The 14899-nt window shown below is 33.5% G+C and carries 13 protein-coding genes; 9 read left to right on the forward strand and 4 right to left on the reverse strand.

The window, feature by feature from the left end; translation table 11 throughout:
- Window positions 1–11: 11 nt before the first annotated feature.
- Together MHB70_RS10315 and MHB70_RS10320 are read left to right on the forward strand one after the other, a co-directional pair.
- The gene (locus tag MHB70_RS10315; protein WP_000719424.1) at window positions 12–902 is read left to right on the forward strand and encodes an NAD(P)-dependent oxidoreductase; all 891 of its coding nucleotides are present in this window, start codon (window positions 12–14) and stop codon (window positions 900–902) included.
- A 22-nt stretch (window positions 903–924) separates the two neighbouring features.
- Complete coding sequence (locus MHB70_RS10320) at window positions 925–2385, forward strand: CoA-acylating methylmalonate-semialdehyde dehydrogenase (RefSeq protein ID WP_000633339.1); 1461 nt, start codon at window positions 925–927, stop codon at window positions 2383–2385.
- A gap of 228 nt (window positions 2386–2613) precedes the next feature.
- Here the strand turns inward: MHB70_RS10320 and MHB70_RS10325 are convergent, their stop codons facing one another.
- Together MHB70_RS10325 and MHB70_RS10330 are read right to left on the reverse strand one after the other, a co-directional pair.
- Window positions 2614–3246: a LysE family translocator gene (locus tag MHB70_RS10325; protein WP_000572351.1), complete on the reverse strand. Its 633-nt coding sequence runs from the start codon at window positions 3244–3246 to the stop codon at window positions 2614–2616.
- A 149-nt stretch (window positions 3247–3395) separates the two neighbouring features.
- A complete protein-coding gene (locus MHB70_RS10330; RefSeq protein WP_000138562.1) occupies window positions 3396–4448 on the reverse strand; it encodes an enoyl-CoA hydratase/isomerase family protein in 1053 nt (350 codons plus the stop codon).
- 460 nt (window positions 4449–4908) lie between these two features.
- Here MHB70_RS10330 and MHB70_RS10335 point away from each other — a divergent pair, with 460 nt between their 5' ends.
- The 4 genes from MHB70_RS10335 (at window position 4909) to MHB70_RS10350 (ending at window position 9847) form a co-directional block, all read left to right on the forward strand.
- Window positions 4909–5166, forward strand: coding sequence for a hypothetical protein (locus tag MHB70_RS10335; RefSeq protein ID WP_002093761.1), 258 nt, complete (start codon window positions 4909–4911; stop codon window positions 5164–5166).
- Window positions 5167–5348: 182 nt separating this feature from the next.
- A complete protein-coding gene (locus MHB70_RS10340) occupies window positions 5349–5588 on the forward strand; it encodes a DUF2584 domain-containing protein (RefSeq protein ID WP_000667358.1) in 240 nt (79 codons plus the stop codon).
- A 15-nt stretch (window positions 5589–5603) separates the two neighbouring features.
- On the forward strand, window positions 5604–6761 hold the full coding sequence (locus MHB70_RS10345; RefSeq protein ID WP_000765125.1) for an exonuclease SbcCD subunit D: 1158 nt from the start codon (window positions 5604–5606) through the stop codon (window positions 6759–6761).
- Window positions 6758–9847 (forward strand): SbcC/MukB-like Walker B domain-containing protein, encoded by a 3090-nt coding sequence (locus tag MHB70_RS10350; protein ID WP_016108342.1) that lies wholly within the window; start codon window positions 6758–6760, stop codon window positions 9845–9847. The genes MHB70_RS10345 and MHB70_RS10350 overlap by 4 nt, the downstream gene beginning before the upstream one ends.
- A 236-nt stretch (window positions 9848–10083) precedes the next feature.
- On the opposite strand, the gene MHB70_RS10355 is transcribed toward MHB70_RS10350, so the two are convergent.
- Window positions 10084–10257 carry a hypothetical protein gene (locus tag MHB70_RS10355; protein ID WP_001142745.1) on the reverse strand — a complete coding sequence of 58 codons (174 nt, stop codon included), beginning with the start codon at window positions 10255–10257 and terminating at the stop codon, window positions 10084–10086.
- Between the two features lie 371 nt (window positions 10258–10628).
- On the opposite strand from MHB70_RS10355, the gene MHB70_RS10360 reads away from it, so the two are divergent.
- The gene (locus MHB70_RS10360; protein WP_000214792.1) at window positions 10629–10928 is read left to right on the forward strand and encodes an ArsR/SmtB family transcription factor; all 300 of its coding nucleotides are present in this window, start codon (window positions 10629–10631) and stop codon (window positions 10926–10928) included.
- A 179-nt stretch (window positions 10929–11107) separates the two neighbouring features.
- Here MHB70_RS10360 and MHB70_RS10365 read toward each other — a convergent pair whose 3' ends face one another.
- Window positions 11108–11293, reverse strand: a complete 186-nt coding sequence (locus MHB70_RS10365) for a YkvS family protein (RefSeq protein WP_000646787.1) — start codon at window positions 11291–11293, stop codon at window positions 11108–11110.
- A 649-nt stretch (window positions 11294–11942) separates the two neighbouring features.
- Here MHB70_RS10365 and MHB70_RS10370 point away from each other — a divergent pair.
- Both MHB70_RS10370 and MHB70_RS10375 read left to right on the forward strand, forming a co-directional pair.
- Window positions 11943–12260 carry a hypothetical protein gene (locus tag MHB70_RS10370; protein WP_000627296.1) on the forward strand — a complete coding sequence of 106 codons (318 nt, stop codon included), beginning with the start codon at window positions 11943–11945 and terminating at the stop codon, window positions 12258–12260.
- Window positions 12261–13056: 796 nt separating this feature from the next.
- Window positions 13057–14259 (forward strand): L-lactate MFS transporter, encoded by a 1203-nt coding sequence (locus MHB70_RS10375; protein WP_000750116.1) that lies wholly within the window; start codon window positions 13057–13059, stop codon window positions 14257–14259.
- Window positions 14260–14899 lie beyond the last annotated feature (640 nt).

Below are 14899 nucleotides of genomic sequence, written 5' to 3' on the forward strand. Positions count from 1 at the left end.
AGGAAAGCGATATGAAAAAGATTGGTTTTATCGGTTTAGGTAACATGGGCCTTCCGATGTCTAAAAATTTAGTTAAATCAAGTTACACAGTATATGGTGTGGACTTAAATAAAGAGGCTGAAGCTTCCTTTGAAAAAGAAGGAGGAATTATCGGCTTATCAATCTCAAAATTAGCAGAGACATGCGATGTGATTTTTACAAGTTTACCTTCACCTCGTGCTGTTGAAGCAGTATATTTTGGGGAAGAAGGATTATTTGAAAATAGCCACTCGAATGTCGTATTAATTGATACAAGTACTGTATCTCCACAATTAAACAAACAGTTAGAGGAGTCGGCGAAAGAAAAGAAAGTAGACTTTTTAGCCGCACCAGTTAGCGGTGGGGTAATTGGTGCAGAAAATCGTACATTAACGTTTATGGTAGGTGGATCAAAAGACGTATATGATAAAACTGAATCTATCATGGAAGTGTTAGGAGCAAATATTTTCCACGTAAGCGAGCAAATTGATAGTGGTACGACTGTTAAATTAATTAACAATCTATTAATTGGTTTCTATACAGCTGGTGTGAGTGAAGCTTTAACATTAGCGAAAAAGAGTAATATGGATTTAGATAAAATGTTTAATATTTTAAATGTAAGTTACGGTCAAAGTAGAATTTATGAGCGCAATTATAAAAGTTTCATTGCAGCAGAAAACTATGAGCCAGGATTTACTGTAAATCTATTAAAAAAAGATTTAGGCTTTGCAGTTGATTTAGCTAAGGAAAGTGAACTTCACTTACCTGTAAGTGAAATGTTATTAAATGTATATGAAGAAGCGAGTGAGGCAGGATATGGTGAAAACGATATGGCTGCTTTATATAAGAAAGTTAGCGAACAATTAATTTCTAATCAAAAATAAATCATAAAAAGGAGAGAATACAATGATTACAACTGAAATTAAACGAGTAAAAAATCATATTAATGGCGAGTGGGTAGAATCTACTGGTACAGAAGTAGAAGCGGTTCCGAATCCAGCGACTGGAAAAATCATTGCTTACGTTCCACTTTCTCCAAAAGAAGACGTTGAAAAGGCTGTTGAAGCGGCAAAAGCGGCATTTGAAACATGGTCTAAAGTACCAGTTCCGAATCGTTCAAGAAATCTATATAAATATTTACAGCTATTACAAGAAAATAAAGATGAGCTTGCAAAAATCATTACGCTAGAAAATGGTAAAACGCTAACAGATGCAACAGGTGAAGTACAACGTGGTATTGAAGCGGTAGAACTTGCAACATCAGCTCCAAATTTAATGATGGGACAAGCTCTTCCTAATATCGCAAGCGGAATTGATGGATCGATCTGGCGCTATCCAATTGGAGTTGTTGCGGGTATTACACCGTTTAACTTCCCAATGATGATTCCATTATGGATGTTCCCACTTGCAATTGCTTGCGGTAATACGTTCGTATTAAAAACATCTGAGAGAACGCCACTTTTAGCAGAGCGACTTGTAGAGTTATTCTATGAAGCTGGTTTTCCAAAAGGGGTATTAAATTTAGTACAAGGCGGAAAAGATGTTGTAAATAGCATTTTAGAAAATAAAGATATTCAAGCTGTTTCGTTCGTTGGTTCTGAGCCGGTAGCTCGTTACGTATATGAAACAGGTACGAAACATGGAAAACGTGTACAAGCGTTAGCAGGTGCGAAAAATCATGCGATTGTAATGCCAGATTGCAATCTTGAAAAAACGGTACAAGGTGTAATTGGATCTGCGTTTGCAAGTAGTGGAGAGCGCTGCATGGCATGTTCAGTAGTAGCAGTAGTAGATGAAATTGCTGATGAATTTATCGACGTACTAGTAGCAGAGACGAAAAAACTAAAAGTAGGTGACGGTTTCAACGAAGATAATTACGTTGGACCATTAATCCGTGAATCGCATAAAGAGCGTGTTTTAGGCTATATTAATAGCGGTGTAGCAGATGGAGCAACTTTATTAGTAGATGGTCGTAAAATTAATGAAGAAGTTGGAGAAGGTTACTTCGTTGGAGCAACAATCTTTGATGGCGTAAACCAAGAAATGAAAATTTGGCAAGATGAAATTTTCGCTCCAGTATTAAGTATTGTGAGAGTGAAAGATTTAGAAGAAGGTATTAAATTAACAAATCAATCTAAATTTGCGAATGGTGCTGTTATTTACACTTCAAATGGGAAGCATGCACAAACATTCCGTGATAACATCGATGCTGGTATGATCGGTGTAAACGTAAATGTTCCTGCACCAATGGCATTCTTCGCATTTGCAGGAAATAAAGCTTCCTTCTTTGGTGATTTAGGTACAAATGGTACAGATGGCGTTCAATTCTATACACGTAAAAAGGTTGTAACGGAGCGCTGGTTTTAATAAAGAGTAGACTGCCAGATTAGTTGTTAAATGCGAAAAACACCACTATTAATAGTGGTGTTTTTCGCATTTATCCCGCTATTAGCGAGCAGTAAAACTCCCATCTCCAAATTCGGCTAGAGCAAAAAAGTTAAGTGGAAGCCCTGTGCAGTCCGTAAACGCCCGATTGGTGAAGGCTAATAATTGGCGGGGGATGAACAAAACCCCATTGATTAAAGTTTCACTTTATTAATTATTTTTTTCTAATGCTAGTTTAATACCAAATCCAATTAAAACGATTCCTGTTAGCCCTTGAATATAACGTTGCGTCTTCGGTTTCTTCATAAAAGCACTAATTTTATCAATTAAAAATATATAAAAGGCAAACCAAATGATTGTTAAAACGAGATAAGTAAGACCCATTACGAGAAGCTGAATAAATGTATTATGACTTGGATTTAAAAATTGTGGTAAAAAAGTTAAAAAGAAGACTGCAATTTTAGGGTTTAATAAATTCGTAAGAAACCCTTGGCGAAAACAAGAAGTATGTTCTTTATCATTATTTATAGATACATCATTTGTATTTACACCTTCTTTGTTTTTCACTGCTAATAGGGCTTTAATACCAATATAGATTAAATAAAGGGCCCCAACATATTTGAAAATAGAAAATAAAAGAGCTGACTTTACAATAAGTGCGGAAAGACCAATTACAGCAGCTAAAGTATGAATCAAAAGTGCTACACATGTACCGAATACTGTTTTAACACCGCCCATTTTACCAGCAACTAATGTGTTCTTCGTAGCCATCGCTGTATCAGGTCCAGGTAAAATGATTAGACAAATAGACATAATGATGAAAAGAAGATAATTTTCTATCATATTCGTCCTCCTTCTTTATTTTTAGAAAATTTGATTAAAATTAGTTTAGCACAAAATTTGATTTAATAAAATTAAATTTTGTTAAAAAATATTAAATAAGAAGAGGCTATATTCGTAGTGGTGAATACACTACAAATATAGCCTCACTGTTAGGCATTAAGTAAGTTAAAGAAACGATTTACGTCGTCTTCTGAAACATCGCTTACCTGTTTATATTTATAATTCGGATTTTGGTCTTTATCAACGACAACGGAGCGTACGCCCTCGAAGAAATCTTCATGTCTCATGAAATTTTTAGCAAGTATAAGATCTGTAGCGAAACATTCTTCAACAGATTTTCCTTTGCCATCTAATAGTTGTTTTAAAGTTACTTTTAATGAAATTGGAGATTTTGATAATAATATTTGTTTCGTTTGTAAAGCGAATTCGCTATCTCCTTTTTCTAATGAGTCGATAATTTCTTCAATCGTTTCTAAGGCAAAGTGTGTATTAATTTCCTCTAATGAAGCAGCAAGTTTGCTTTCTAAGTCAGGAGTAGATGTAAAGGTTTGAAGAACTGCTTTTAAATGAGTATGTACATCTTCAGTATGCCAATTTACGTTGTCAAGTTCGGCTAGAAAAGCTGGTAATGAATCAGACGTCATAAAGTAATCAGCAGCATGAATAAATAATACGTCAGAAGCTTTTAAAATAGATGCTGTTAAAGCAACGTAATATCCTGTATATCCAGGTGCTTTATTTAAGAAATATGCGGCGCCGACGTCTGGAAAGAAGCCGATGTTCATCTCAGGCATCGCCCATTTTGTGCGCTCCGTCACAATACGATACTTCGCACCATTTGTAAGTCCGACACCACCACCCATTACAATTCCATCTAAACAAGCGATAATCGGTTTTTTATATTGATAAATATATGTATCAATTTCATACTCTTCTTCAAAAAAACGTTCTGCATGCTGTAAAGCAACTTCGTTTGAACGTGCTTCGTAAAGAGTTTTAATGTCACCGCCTGCGCAAAAACCTTTCGTTCCGGCTCCCTTTAATACGATAATTGCAATGCGCTCATCGTTCTCCCATTCTTTAAGTTTTTGCCCAATTGGTTGTAACATATCATAAGATAAAGAGTTAAGTGCTTTTGGGCGGTTTAAAGTAATTGATGCAACGCCGTTTTCACTAACAGAAAATAAAACGTTTTCAGTCATGATTCATCCTCCCTTATATATCTTCTTATTCTTAATTCTTGATACGTATTGAAATGTCCTGTATAAATTTTGTCTAAAGTTGACGGTAAGTGTTATTTTATTCCGCTATTTGTGGATAAGAAGGCCCACACCTTGAAATTCGACGCATACGAGAAAGTTAGGTAGAAGAGAATGGCTGTTAAAAGTTTGATAGGTACGAGCGATAGGCAGTGGGAGTTTTGTTCATACCTATTAATTCATGCTTCACTTTATTCAACGCATATTTTGCCGAGTTATCTTTGCAGGATTTTGAATATTGAAGATGAATAATACATTATTAATGTAAGTGATATTATTTGAAATTATTATGGCAAAAGCGCTATTATAAATGTGTAAAATGTAAAAAATTTCTTGAAAACAGATGGTTTAAATGATAAAGAATGTTTACATGGAATTAGAAATAGAGAAAGGAGAAATCGGAATGCCAGGACCTTTATTATTGTCGGTTATTATCTTGTCATCATTAATGATAGGGATTACTCAGTTTTTTCATCATACAGATACGACAGAAGAAGTAAAGGATAAAGTTCGTCTCGTATTTCCGATTTTTATCGTATCTATTTCCTTATGTTTTCTATTAAATAAAGATGGGTATATTGTGGTGGTTTTTTCATTTTTCGTAGCGAGCGTTTTAATAACGATTTTATATTATGTAATGAAAGATTATATGCAAAAATAAAAATGTCTATTTAGACATTTTTATTTTTGCATAGCATTAAATTTCACATACCGTAATTTTAATAAAAACATAAAACATATAGCAACAGAAAAGTGTGTACTTTACCGTGTATGTACTTGTCAATCTTGCATAGCCACTATACTATTAAAATGTAGAGATTATAAGAAGGGGTTGTATCTATTATGAAATTTGAGATGCACACAAAAATAGTTTCAAATGAAAAAGAAGTAAGATTACATATGGAAGAAAACATATTTCAATTAAACTTGAATGGTTATCATTTATTTGCAGTTCAAGAAATATTACCTTTATATAAATCAAATGAAGAAAGAATTGGTAGTGCGATTATACAAAAGTTAGAGTGGGAGAACGGAAAAACTACAGTAAACTATCAACTCGTATCACTAAACTCAGTAAATTAAAAGGAGAAGGAAATTATGAAGTTATTTCATACAGCGGATTGGCATTTAGGCAAGCTTGTTCATGGCGTGTATATGACTGAAGATCAAAAGATTGTATTAGATCAGTTTGTACAAGCTATTGAAGAAGAAAAACCAGATGCCGTAATTATTGCAGGGGACTTATATGACCGAGCAATTCCACCTACGGAAGCAGTAGACTTATTAAATGATGTATTACAAAAAATAGTGATTGATTTACAAACACCAGTTATCGCAGTTGCAGGAAACCATGATAGTCCAGATCGTATACATTTCGGTAGTAGTTTAATGAAGAAACAAGGATTATTTATTGTGGGGCAATTTCAATTTCCATATGAACCCATTGTATTAAATGATGAATATGGCGAGGTTCACTTCCATCTAGTTCCCTATGCGGATCCAAGCATAGTTAGACATGTATTGAAAAACGAAGACGTCCGATCTCATGATGATGCGATGCGTATTTTTATGAATGAACTTTCTGAAACGATGGATAAAGAAGCAAGACATGTATTTGTAGGTCATGCATTTGTAACTTCTGCGGGAGAAGCGGAGGAGAATACAAGTGATGCAGAACGTCCGCTTTCAATTGGTGGTGCTGAATACGTAAATAGTCATTATTTTGATAAATTTCATTACACAGCGCTTGGACATTTACATCAAGCGCATTTCGTACGTAATGAGACAATTCGATATTCAGGTTCGCCACTTGCATATTCTATTTCTGAAGAAAAACATAAAAAAGGATATTATATCGTGGAACTGGACGAAAAGGGTGAAACAACAATTGAAAAAAGATTACTTACACCACGTCGTAAAATGCGAACAGTAGAAGCGAAAATAGATGAATTATTACAACATCCGGTAAGTGAAGATTACGTGTTTGTAAAACTATTAGATGAAAATCCTGTTTTGCAGCCAATGGAAAAAATACGCTCTGTATATCCAAATGCAATGCATGTTGAAAGGTCTATTCAAAGGCGAGAGTTCACAGAGTCAAATGAAGTAACTGTTTCAAGACATAAAACGGATGATGTATCTCTTTTAAAAGCTTTTTATAAAGAAATGAAAGGCTTAGATTTATCAGAAGAGAAAGAACGTCTATTTGTAGAAGTATTACAAACAGTGCAAGAACGGGAAGGTGAACGAGGATGAGACCGATTCAGCTAATTATGACAGCATTTGGGCCATATAAACAGACAGAAGTAATCAATTTTGATGATCTTGGAGAGCATCGTATCTTCGCCATTTCTGGAAATACGGGAGCTGGAAAAACAACGATTTTTGATGCGATTTGTTACGTATTATATGGTGAAGCTAGTGGGGAAGAACGTAGTGATACGAGCATGCTTCGAAGTCAGTTTGCTGATGATAATGTTTATACAAGTGTAGAACTAACTTTTCAGTTAAAAGGGAAGCGCTATGAAATAAAACGGCAACTTGGCCATAAAAAACAAGGGAATAAGACGATTACAGGACATGCAGTAGAATTATATGACGTTATGGATGGAGAAAAAATTCCAGCTGTTGATCGTTTTCATGTAACAGATGTAAACAAAAAAGTGGAAGATTTAATTGGGTTAAGTAAACATCAATTTAGTCAAATTGTTATGTTACCACAAGGAGAATTCCGAAAACTATTAACATCTGAGACAGAAAACAAAGAAGAGATTTTACGTCGTATTTTTAAAACAGATCGTTATAAATTAATGCGTGAATTACTTGATCAAAAACGAAAACAATGGAAAGACGTTCTGCAAGAAAAACAAAAAGAGCGAGAGTTACATTTCCGCAATGTATTTAAACTACCAATTCGAGATGGAGCATTATTAGAGACATTAGTGGAACAAGAACATGTAAATACGCATCAAGTAGTAGAGGCGTTAGAGCAAGAAACAACGGCATATAAGACAGAGGTTGCGCAATTACAACTAGAACAAGATGCTCGAACAAAGCAATTAAAAGAAGCTGAAACACGTTTTCATGCAGCAAAATCTGTAAATGAGAAATTTACAGATTTACAACAAAAGAATGAGAGATACAACACTTTACAAGAAAACCGTGCAGTCATTGAAAGGAAAGAAACATCTTTTAGACGTGCGGAACAAGCAAAGCATTTATTACCATTTGAGCAATGGCACGAGGAAGCAATGCAAAATGAACAGAAGGCTGAAAGTTTATTAAAGCAGATTATCGTAAAAAAAGAGAATATAATAACCAGTTTTACACTTGCACAGCAGAAATACGAAGTAGAAAAAAATAAAGAACTTGAACGAGAAGATGCTAAAAAACTTGTTCAAAGATTAGAAGAATTACAATCAATTATTGCATCATTAGCTGAAAAAAAGTTGAATTTACAAAACGCTGAAATTCAACTAGGAAGATTAAAAGAAAGTATGCAAAAGCTCGATCAACTACTAGAAGAGCATACAAATCAAAAACAGAGAATGTCTGGTGAATTACAGCAATTGGAACAAGCACTTGAGCAGTATGTAGCGAAAGTAGAAGAACTAACGAACATGCGAGAAGATGCAAAAGTTTTAAAGCAAGCATATGACGTTTGGCAAGAGAAACAAAAATTCGAGCAAGAAAAAGAAGCAGCATATACTAAGATGCAAGAGGCAGTTCGTGCATATGAAAATATGGAACGCCGCTGGCTAAGCGAACAAGCAGGCATATTAGCACTTCATTTACATGATGGTGAATCTTGTCCAGTTTGTGGTAGTACGAATCATCCGAAAAAAGCGACAGAGCAAAGTGATGCGATTGATGAAAAAGAGTTAAATGATTTAAGAGACAAGAAAAATGTCGCTGAAAAATTACATGTTCAAGTAGAGGAGAAATGGAATTTCTATCGACTACAATATGAACAGGTGATCGAAGAAGTCATGAAACGAGGGTATCACTCAGATGAATTAGTTGAAACGTACAGTGCACTCGTTCAAAAAGGAAAACAATTAGCGGCAGAAGTTAATACGTTAAAAGAAAGCGAAGAAACGCGTAAGCAAATTGCTGTGAATATAAAAAGTGTAGAAGAAAAAGTAGATGAACTTCAAAAACAAAAGCGTGAAGCAGAAACATTGCAGCACCGTACAGAAATGGAGTGCATGCAACTTCGTACGTCATATGAACATGATAAGCAAAATATTCCAGATAACTTACAAACAGTACAAGCTTGGAAAGCACAGTTTGACCAAGCAATGCAACAACTTAGGTTAATGGAAGACGAATGGAAGAAAGTGCAAGAAGCATATCAACATTGGCAAAATGAAAATATACGTATTCAAGCAGAACATGAAGGTGCATCTAATCAATTTGAAAGTGCAAAATTGAAGAAAGAAGAGACTCTCGCGCGCTTTATGAAAGAACTAGAGCAGAGGGGATTTATAGATCAGCTAACGTATAAAGAAGCTAAGTTAAATGATGCTGAGATGGAGATGTTACAAAAAGAAATTCAAAGTTACTATTCATCTCTTGAAGTACTTGCAAAACAAATTGAAGAGTTACATGCTGAATTAAAAGATAAAAAGTTTATAGATATTACATCGTTAGGTGAGCATATAAAAGAATTAGAAATCAATCTCGATATAAGTAAAGAAAAACGACAACGTGCGCAAAACGCTGTAACATATATTTCTGATTTACATGAAAATATTAGACGTATTGATGAACAAATTCATGAGGAAGAAAAAGCTTTCCAAGAACTAGTTGATTTATATGAAGTAATGAAAGGCGATAACGAAAGTCGCATATCATTCGAGCGTTACATCTTAATTGAGTATTTAGAACAAATTGTTCAAATTGCAAACGAACGATTACGAAAATTATCAAATGGGCAATTTTATTTAAAAAGAAGTGAGCGAGTTGAAAAAAGAAACCGTCAAAGTGGATTAGGTTTAGATGTATACGATGCATACACCGGCCAAACACGTGATGTGAAAACATTATCTGGCGGTGAGAAGTTTAACGCATCGCTTTGCTTGGCGCTTGGAATGGCAGACGTCATTCAAGCGTATGAAGGTGGTATTTCCATTGAAACGATGTTTATCGATGAAGGTTTCGGTTCATTAGATGAGGAATCATTAACGAAAGCAGTAGACGCTTTAATTGACTTACAAAAATCAGGCCGATTTATCGGTGTCATTTCACACGTTCAAGAGCTGAAAAACGCAATGCCGGCTGTATTAGAAGTAACGAAGCAGAAGGATGGGTGTAGTCAGACTCGGTTTGTGGTGAAGTAAGTTCAATTTTAGTTCATACTAAAAGATTTAATCACGCTTTTCTCGAATTGTTACATAATTTTATTATGTAAGTAATGGTTTATATTTTAAAATGTTTTATTTACATTTGAATTTAAATAAAAGTATGTAAGCTGGTTCTAATCGTTATTAAATGTAGAACTTATGAAAAATCAAAGGCCGTCTCTTTTTTTAGAGACGGCCTTTGTATGTTTGTTATTCAAAATTTGATAACTCACCTATGAATTATCAGAAGAAGGCGGTGTATTTTCCAAACGATTATAAGCTTTAAAAGCTACGATTGCCGATATAACACCACCTACTAAAAATAGAGTTGATCCACCAACTAAAATGATACGACTGACATATGTCTCACGTGCTTCTTCAATTTCTTCTTGTAACATTGTAGGCATATGAAATCCTCCTTTGCCAAATTGTTTTGTAAATAGTATATACAAACGCCTAAAATGTGTTAAGATTACTGGATAGTTTTATGCGGAAGATACAAAATGCATAAAACTATCCAGCACGTAGTAGGATGCAAGTCATTAAATAAATCTTCATCATAAATTTATGCTAACTTCACATAGAGCACATATTAACATTGTATTATGTATATGTACCAAATAAATAAATGAATAAATAAAAAAAGTGAATAATTGTAAGTTCTATTTTTGAAAATTTGAGATCCTATTATTTCTATATGAAGGTCTTGAGCGGGAGTATTGAATTTTGTAGAAATGGATCTTAATAAAAAGGAATTCATATAAAAGGGGAATGTCTTATGACAACATATACGAGTGAAATGAAAAAAAGTGTAGTTTCAGAAGAGGATGTAGATATTTTAAAAATTATGGCGCATCCAATCCGATTACAAATTGTAAATGAATTAAGTACTAGAAAAACTTGTAATGTAACACAATTAACAGAATTGCTGAATATTCCACAATCGACTGTTTCGCAACATTTATCAAAAATGAAAGGTAAAGTGTTACGAGCTGAGCGAAAGGGTTTAGAAATTTATTATCACATTAATAATTTAAAAGCGAGTAAGATTGTTAATGTTTTAGGATATATAAACTAATGAAGTATTATGATATAAAATAGCCTCTGCTGGTGAGCAGAGGCTATTTTGTGTTGTTTTATCCCGCATTAACGGGCAATGAAACTTCCAGCTCAAAATTTAGCTTGAGCAAAGAAATTTGGATGGGAGATAAACTGCCCGTAAATGCCCGATTGGTGAGGGTTGATTAAAGTTTTACTTTATGTATTTGCATTTAAAATTTTATAGTTTTTATGATTTACTATCGTTCGATCAAATTCAAAAGTACCACCGCTTACATCTGTAATTTCAACTAAGACCGATTCAGTATATAGTTTTAGTACAGACCCAGTAATCTTTAAATTATTTCGTTGAAAAAGTATAGTATCCCCTACGTTTGCTTTCATAGTACCTCCTTATAAAAGACAGAAATATTTGTTTATTACATATATTAAACCACGGATAGTTATATTAGTGAATATTTAGTTTTGTTTATCAATGAAAATTTTTTTATTTAATAGAAAAGTATAGAGTGCTCCTATGGTAAAAGTTATATTTTGTTTAAGGTTATTATATGCAAAGTAAAATTTTTCAGAATTGGCGAACCAATATTTCTATGTAAATTATGTAGCTAAACAAATTAATCAAAAGAGAGATAATATGTAGCTCTAAACGTAAAGTAGATCAGCAAAGTTTTATAGGGAAGGCAGCATTGTTTTTCGGAGTACAGGAAGTAATTTCTTCAATAAGTATAAATAAGCGTTTCTCAAAAGTAATAGTATTCAGGTGAATATAGTATAAGAAATGAAAAGAAATGGAGTTATGATCTGTATAAATCTGACTAAAAATATAGAAAAACTCAAATATAAAAAGGTATTCAATTAAAAATGGAGAAGTAATATATATGAAAGGAGAGATTCATATGAGTAAAGGGAAAAAGAAAGTTAAGCAAGCTAGTTTTCTGGTGAATTTTTTGAACGGCAAGGGGAGTCTCGTGAAATTTTAATAGTATTATAGTTATCCCCTTGTGAAAAAATTGGTTGGGGGAATATATAAATGATAACAGAAATGAATATTAAAGTAGTTTGTGAGGAACAGTTTTCAAATAGAGAAATAAAAATTTTAGAGACGTTTCTTTCAACTCTATCGGGGCATTCTAACGCTTTCGTTACAAAAGAGGGGATGTTTTTAAATCCTTTAAGTAAAGAGAAGAGTGTGGTCTATTATCACAATTTTGTATTTGTAAAATCACTTACAGAAGAAAAGTGTGCAGAATTAAAAGAAGTTTTAACAAGACGTATTAAAAACGCTTTCGTTATGATGGAATTTGTAGAGCCAATCGTTACATTTGAAGAAACAATTATAAACGTATAAAGAAAATCAGCTTTATGAATTGACCTAATAAAACCTTCTCTTTACTAAATAGTAAAGAGAAGGTTTTATTACAGCCCAGTTTAATTTACGAAAATACAACAACTCAATTCAAATAGTACGTGTATTAACAAAGGCTGACAATGATTTCATTTGTGTTCTACTATTTAAAGTTCAATTCAAAGATGGTTGTCAAACAGATATTCATATAGGCCGAATTTTTGAAAGTAAAGTTTTTAATAAGATAGGTATAGATGAGAAGTCATTCTGAGATTAAAGAGGACACTATAGGATTGTAACCATTACACTTTTAATGTAATGGTTTTTTTCATGCAAACAACCAGAAACTTCGAAAAGAAGTTATATATATTCGTATCCAATTAAGTAGGGAACCTTTTGTTTGCATAAGGTAATCAAAATTTGACTGGAGCAAAGAAATTAGGTGGGAGTCGGGCTGCCCGTAAACATCTGATTGGTGTGGCCTAATAATCAATGAGAGGTGAATAAAATCCTACAGATTAAAGTTTCACTAAATGAAAAAGATTTCAAAAACACTTGTAAGCCGTACTTATATAACACAATACGAACGGCCGCTACGTATTTAATAAGTAGTTCTTTGTATTTCACCCTTCGTTTTCTGTAACTGATTTCATATTTTTGACGCTTTGTATTGTAAGTGCTTACATAAGCGGAAACATCTTATACAATGAAGTTGTCAAATCAAAGAGGTGGACAAAATGAACATAAAAAAATCAAATGTAGCGAATAGCATTGAAATAGAAGGAGGAGGCGGGATAATATGAAAAAATCAACTGTTAATCCATGGCTTGTTGTCCTTGGTACAGTCATAGTACAAATGGGACTTGGAACGATATATACTTGGAGCTTGTTCAATCAGCCTTTAGTTAGTAAATTTGGTTGGAGTCTGAATGCTGTTGCTATAACTTTCTCGATTACAAGCCTTTCTTTAGCGTTTTCAACATTGTTTGCGAGTAAATTGCAAGAAAAATGGGGACTTCGTAAACTCATTATGATAGCTGGACTAGCATTAGGACTAGGATTAATACTTAGTTCACAAGCTTCCTCATTAATATTGCTTTATGTATTAGCAGGAGTTGTCGTAGGGTATGCAGATGGTACAGCATATATCACTTCACTATCGAATTTAATTAAGTGGTTTCCAGAGCGTAAAGGTTTAATTGCTGGTATATCTGTCTCTGCATATGGTTCAGGTAGCCTAATCTTTAAATACATAAACGCACAGTTGATTGAATCAGTTGGTGTATCACAAGCGTTTATATACTGGGGTTTAATTGTTACAGCTATGATTGTGATTGGCGCTTGTTTAATCCATCAAGCTGCTGATCAAGGGGCAGTTCATGAAACAAAAACGCAGGAATATACAACGAAAGAAATGCTAGGTACAAAACAAGTATACTTATTATTTATTATGTTATTTACATCATGTATGAGTGGCTTATACTTAATTGGCATGGTAAAAGACATCGGTGTTCAACTTGTAGGGCTTAGCGCAACAACAGCAGCTAATGCAGTGGCTATGGTTGCAATCTTCAATACATTAGGTCGTATTATTCTAGGACCGTTATCAGATAAAATCGGCCGTTTAAAAATCGTTACTGGTACTTTTGTTGCTATGGCGACTTCAGTCTTGGTCCTAAGTTTCGTAGATTTAAATTATGGTATCTACTTCGTCTGTGTAGCAAGTGTAGCGTTTTGCTTTGGCGGAAATATCACTATTTTCCCAGCTATTGTTGGTGATTTCTTCGGCATGAAAAATCATAGTAAAAACTACGGAATTGTGTATCAAGGTTTCGGGTTTGGAGCGCTTGCAGGTTCCTTTATCGGTGCAATTCTAGGTGGATTTAAACCAACTTTCATGGTGATCGGCGTATTATGTGTCGTGTCATTTATTATCGCAATTTTAATTCAAGCACCTAATAAGAAAAAAGAAAAAGAAGAAGAATATCGCAGTGTAGCGTAACGATTTAAACCTTCTATGGCACTACGATAAGAAAAAGCACTCTATGAAATAGGGTGCTTTTTTCTATATGAACTTTTTTAAATTATTTTTCCCTACCAAGTCCTTGTAATCGACGTAATGATACGAATAAAAGCGCGAGTAAAACATCAATTTGGATTATATTAGGATTTTATTAAGGGATGCATAATATAGGAAAATCTAAATAAATCTTAGATTATACATAGAATATTTATTGAGAAATGAAAGATGTAAAATAAAATATTTTCAGAAAAATGTTGAGAAAAGAAAAAATGAATTTTTGGTAAAGCATTGTAGGCGAAGAAATCTACAAGTTATCTTTTTGAATTTCAAAAAGATGATAAGGAATTATGGATTTATTTTGTATCCTTTATTACAGCCCGTAAAACCCCCAATGAATAAAGTTGCACTTTATTTAAAGTACTTTTTAATGCTTATAGATGTAGACTTACATAGAAACATAAAAAATATTTTGTCTGAAAAATAAAAAAAGATTGACAAGATTATTGAGAAACATTATCATTTCGATGTAAGAGCAGTAAATGAAAAACATTATCAATTAATTGCATTTTAATGAAAAGTACACTTGACCAATTAGTTTAGTAAGTGTATTATTTTTTAC

Origin of the sequence: Bacillus sp. FSL M7-1020 (assembly GCF_038050415.1) — a bacterium.
In the GTDB taxonomy this organism is placed as follows: domain Bacteria; phylum Bacillota; class Bacilli; order Bacillales; family Bacillaceae_G; genus Bacillus_A; species Bacillus_A toyonensis.

Excerpts from the sequence above, each read along its gene's own strand:
- MHB70_RS10330 (WP_000138562.1), bottom strand. The coding sequence starts at position 4,448 with ATGACTGAAAACGTTTTATTTTCTGTTAGTGAAAACGGCGTTGCATCA.
- MHB70_RS10315 (WP_000719424.1), top strand. The coding sequence starts at position 12 with ATGAAAAAGATTGGTTTTATCGGTTTAGGTAACATGGGCCTTCCGATG.
- MHB70_RS10360 (WP_000214792.1), top strand. The coding sequence starts at position 10,629 with ATGACAACATATACGAGTGAAATGAAAAAAAGTGTAGTTTCAGAAGAG.
- MHB70_RS10370 (WP_000627296.1), top strand. The coding sequence starts at position 11,943 with ATGATAACAGAAATGAATATTAAAGTAGTTTGTGAGGAACAGTTTTCA.
- MHB70_RS10335 (WP_002093761.1), top strand. The coding sequence starts at position 4,909 with ATGCCAGGACCTTTATTATTGTCGGTTATTATCTTGTCATCATTAATG.
- MHB70_RS10320 (WP_000633339.1), top strand. The coding sequence starts at position 925 with ATGATTACAACTGAAATTAAACGAGTAAAAAATCATATTAATGGCGAG.
- MHB70_RS10355 (WP_001142745.1), bottom strand. The coding sequence starts at position 10,257 with ATGCCTACAATGTTACAAGAAGAAATTGAAGAAGCACGTGAGACATAT.
- MHB70_RS10345 (WP_000765125.1), top strand. The coding sequence starts at position 5,604 with ATGAAGTTATTTCATACAGCGGATTGGCATTTAGGCAAGCTTGTTCAT.
- MHB70_RS10325 (WP_000572351.1), bottom strand. The coding sequence starts at position 3,246 with ATGATAGAAAATTATCTTCTTTTCATCATTATGTCTATTTGTCTAATC.
- MHB70_RS10340 (WP_000667358.1), top strand. The coding sequence starts at position 5,349 with ATGAAATTTGAGATGCACACAAAAATAGTTTCAAATGAAAAAGAAGTA.
- MHB70_RS10375 (WP_000750116.1), top strand. The coding sequence starts at position 13,057 with ATGAAAAAATCAACTGTTAATCCATGGCTTGTTGTCCTTGGTACAGTC.
- MHB70_RS10350 (WP_016108342.1), top strand. The coding sequence starts at position 6,758 with ATGAGACCGATTCAGCTAATTATGACAGCATTTGGGCCATATAAACAG.
- MHB70_RS10365 (WP_000646787.1), bottom strand. The coding sequence starts at position 11,293 with ATGAAAGCAAACGTAGGGGATACTATACTTTTTCAACGAAATAATTTA.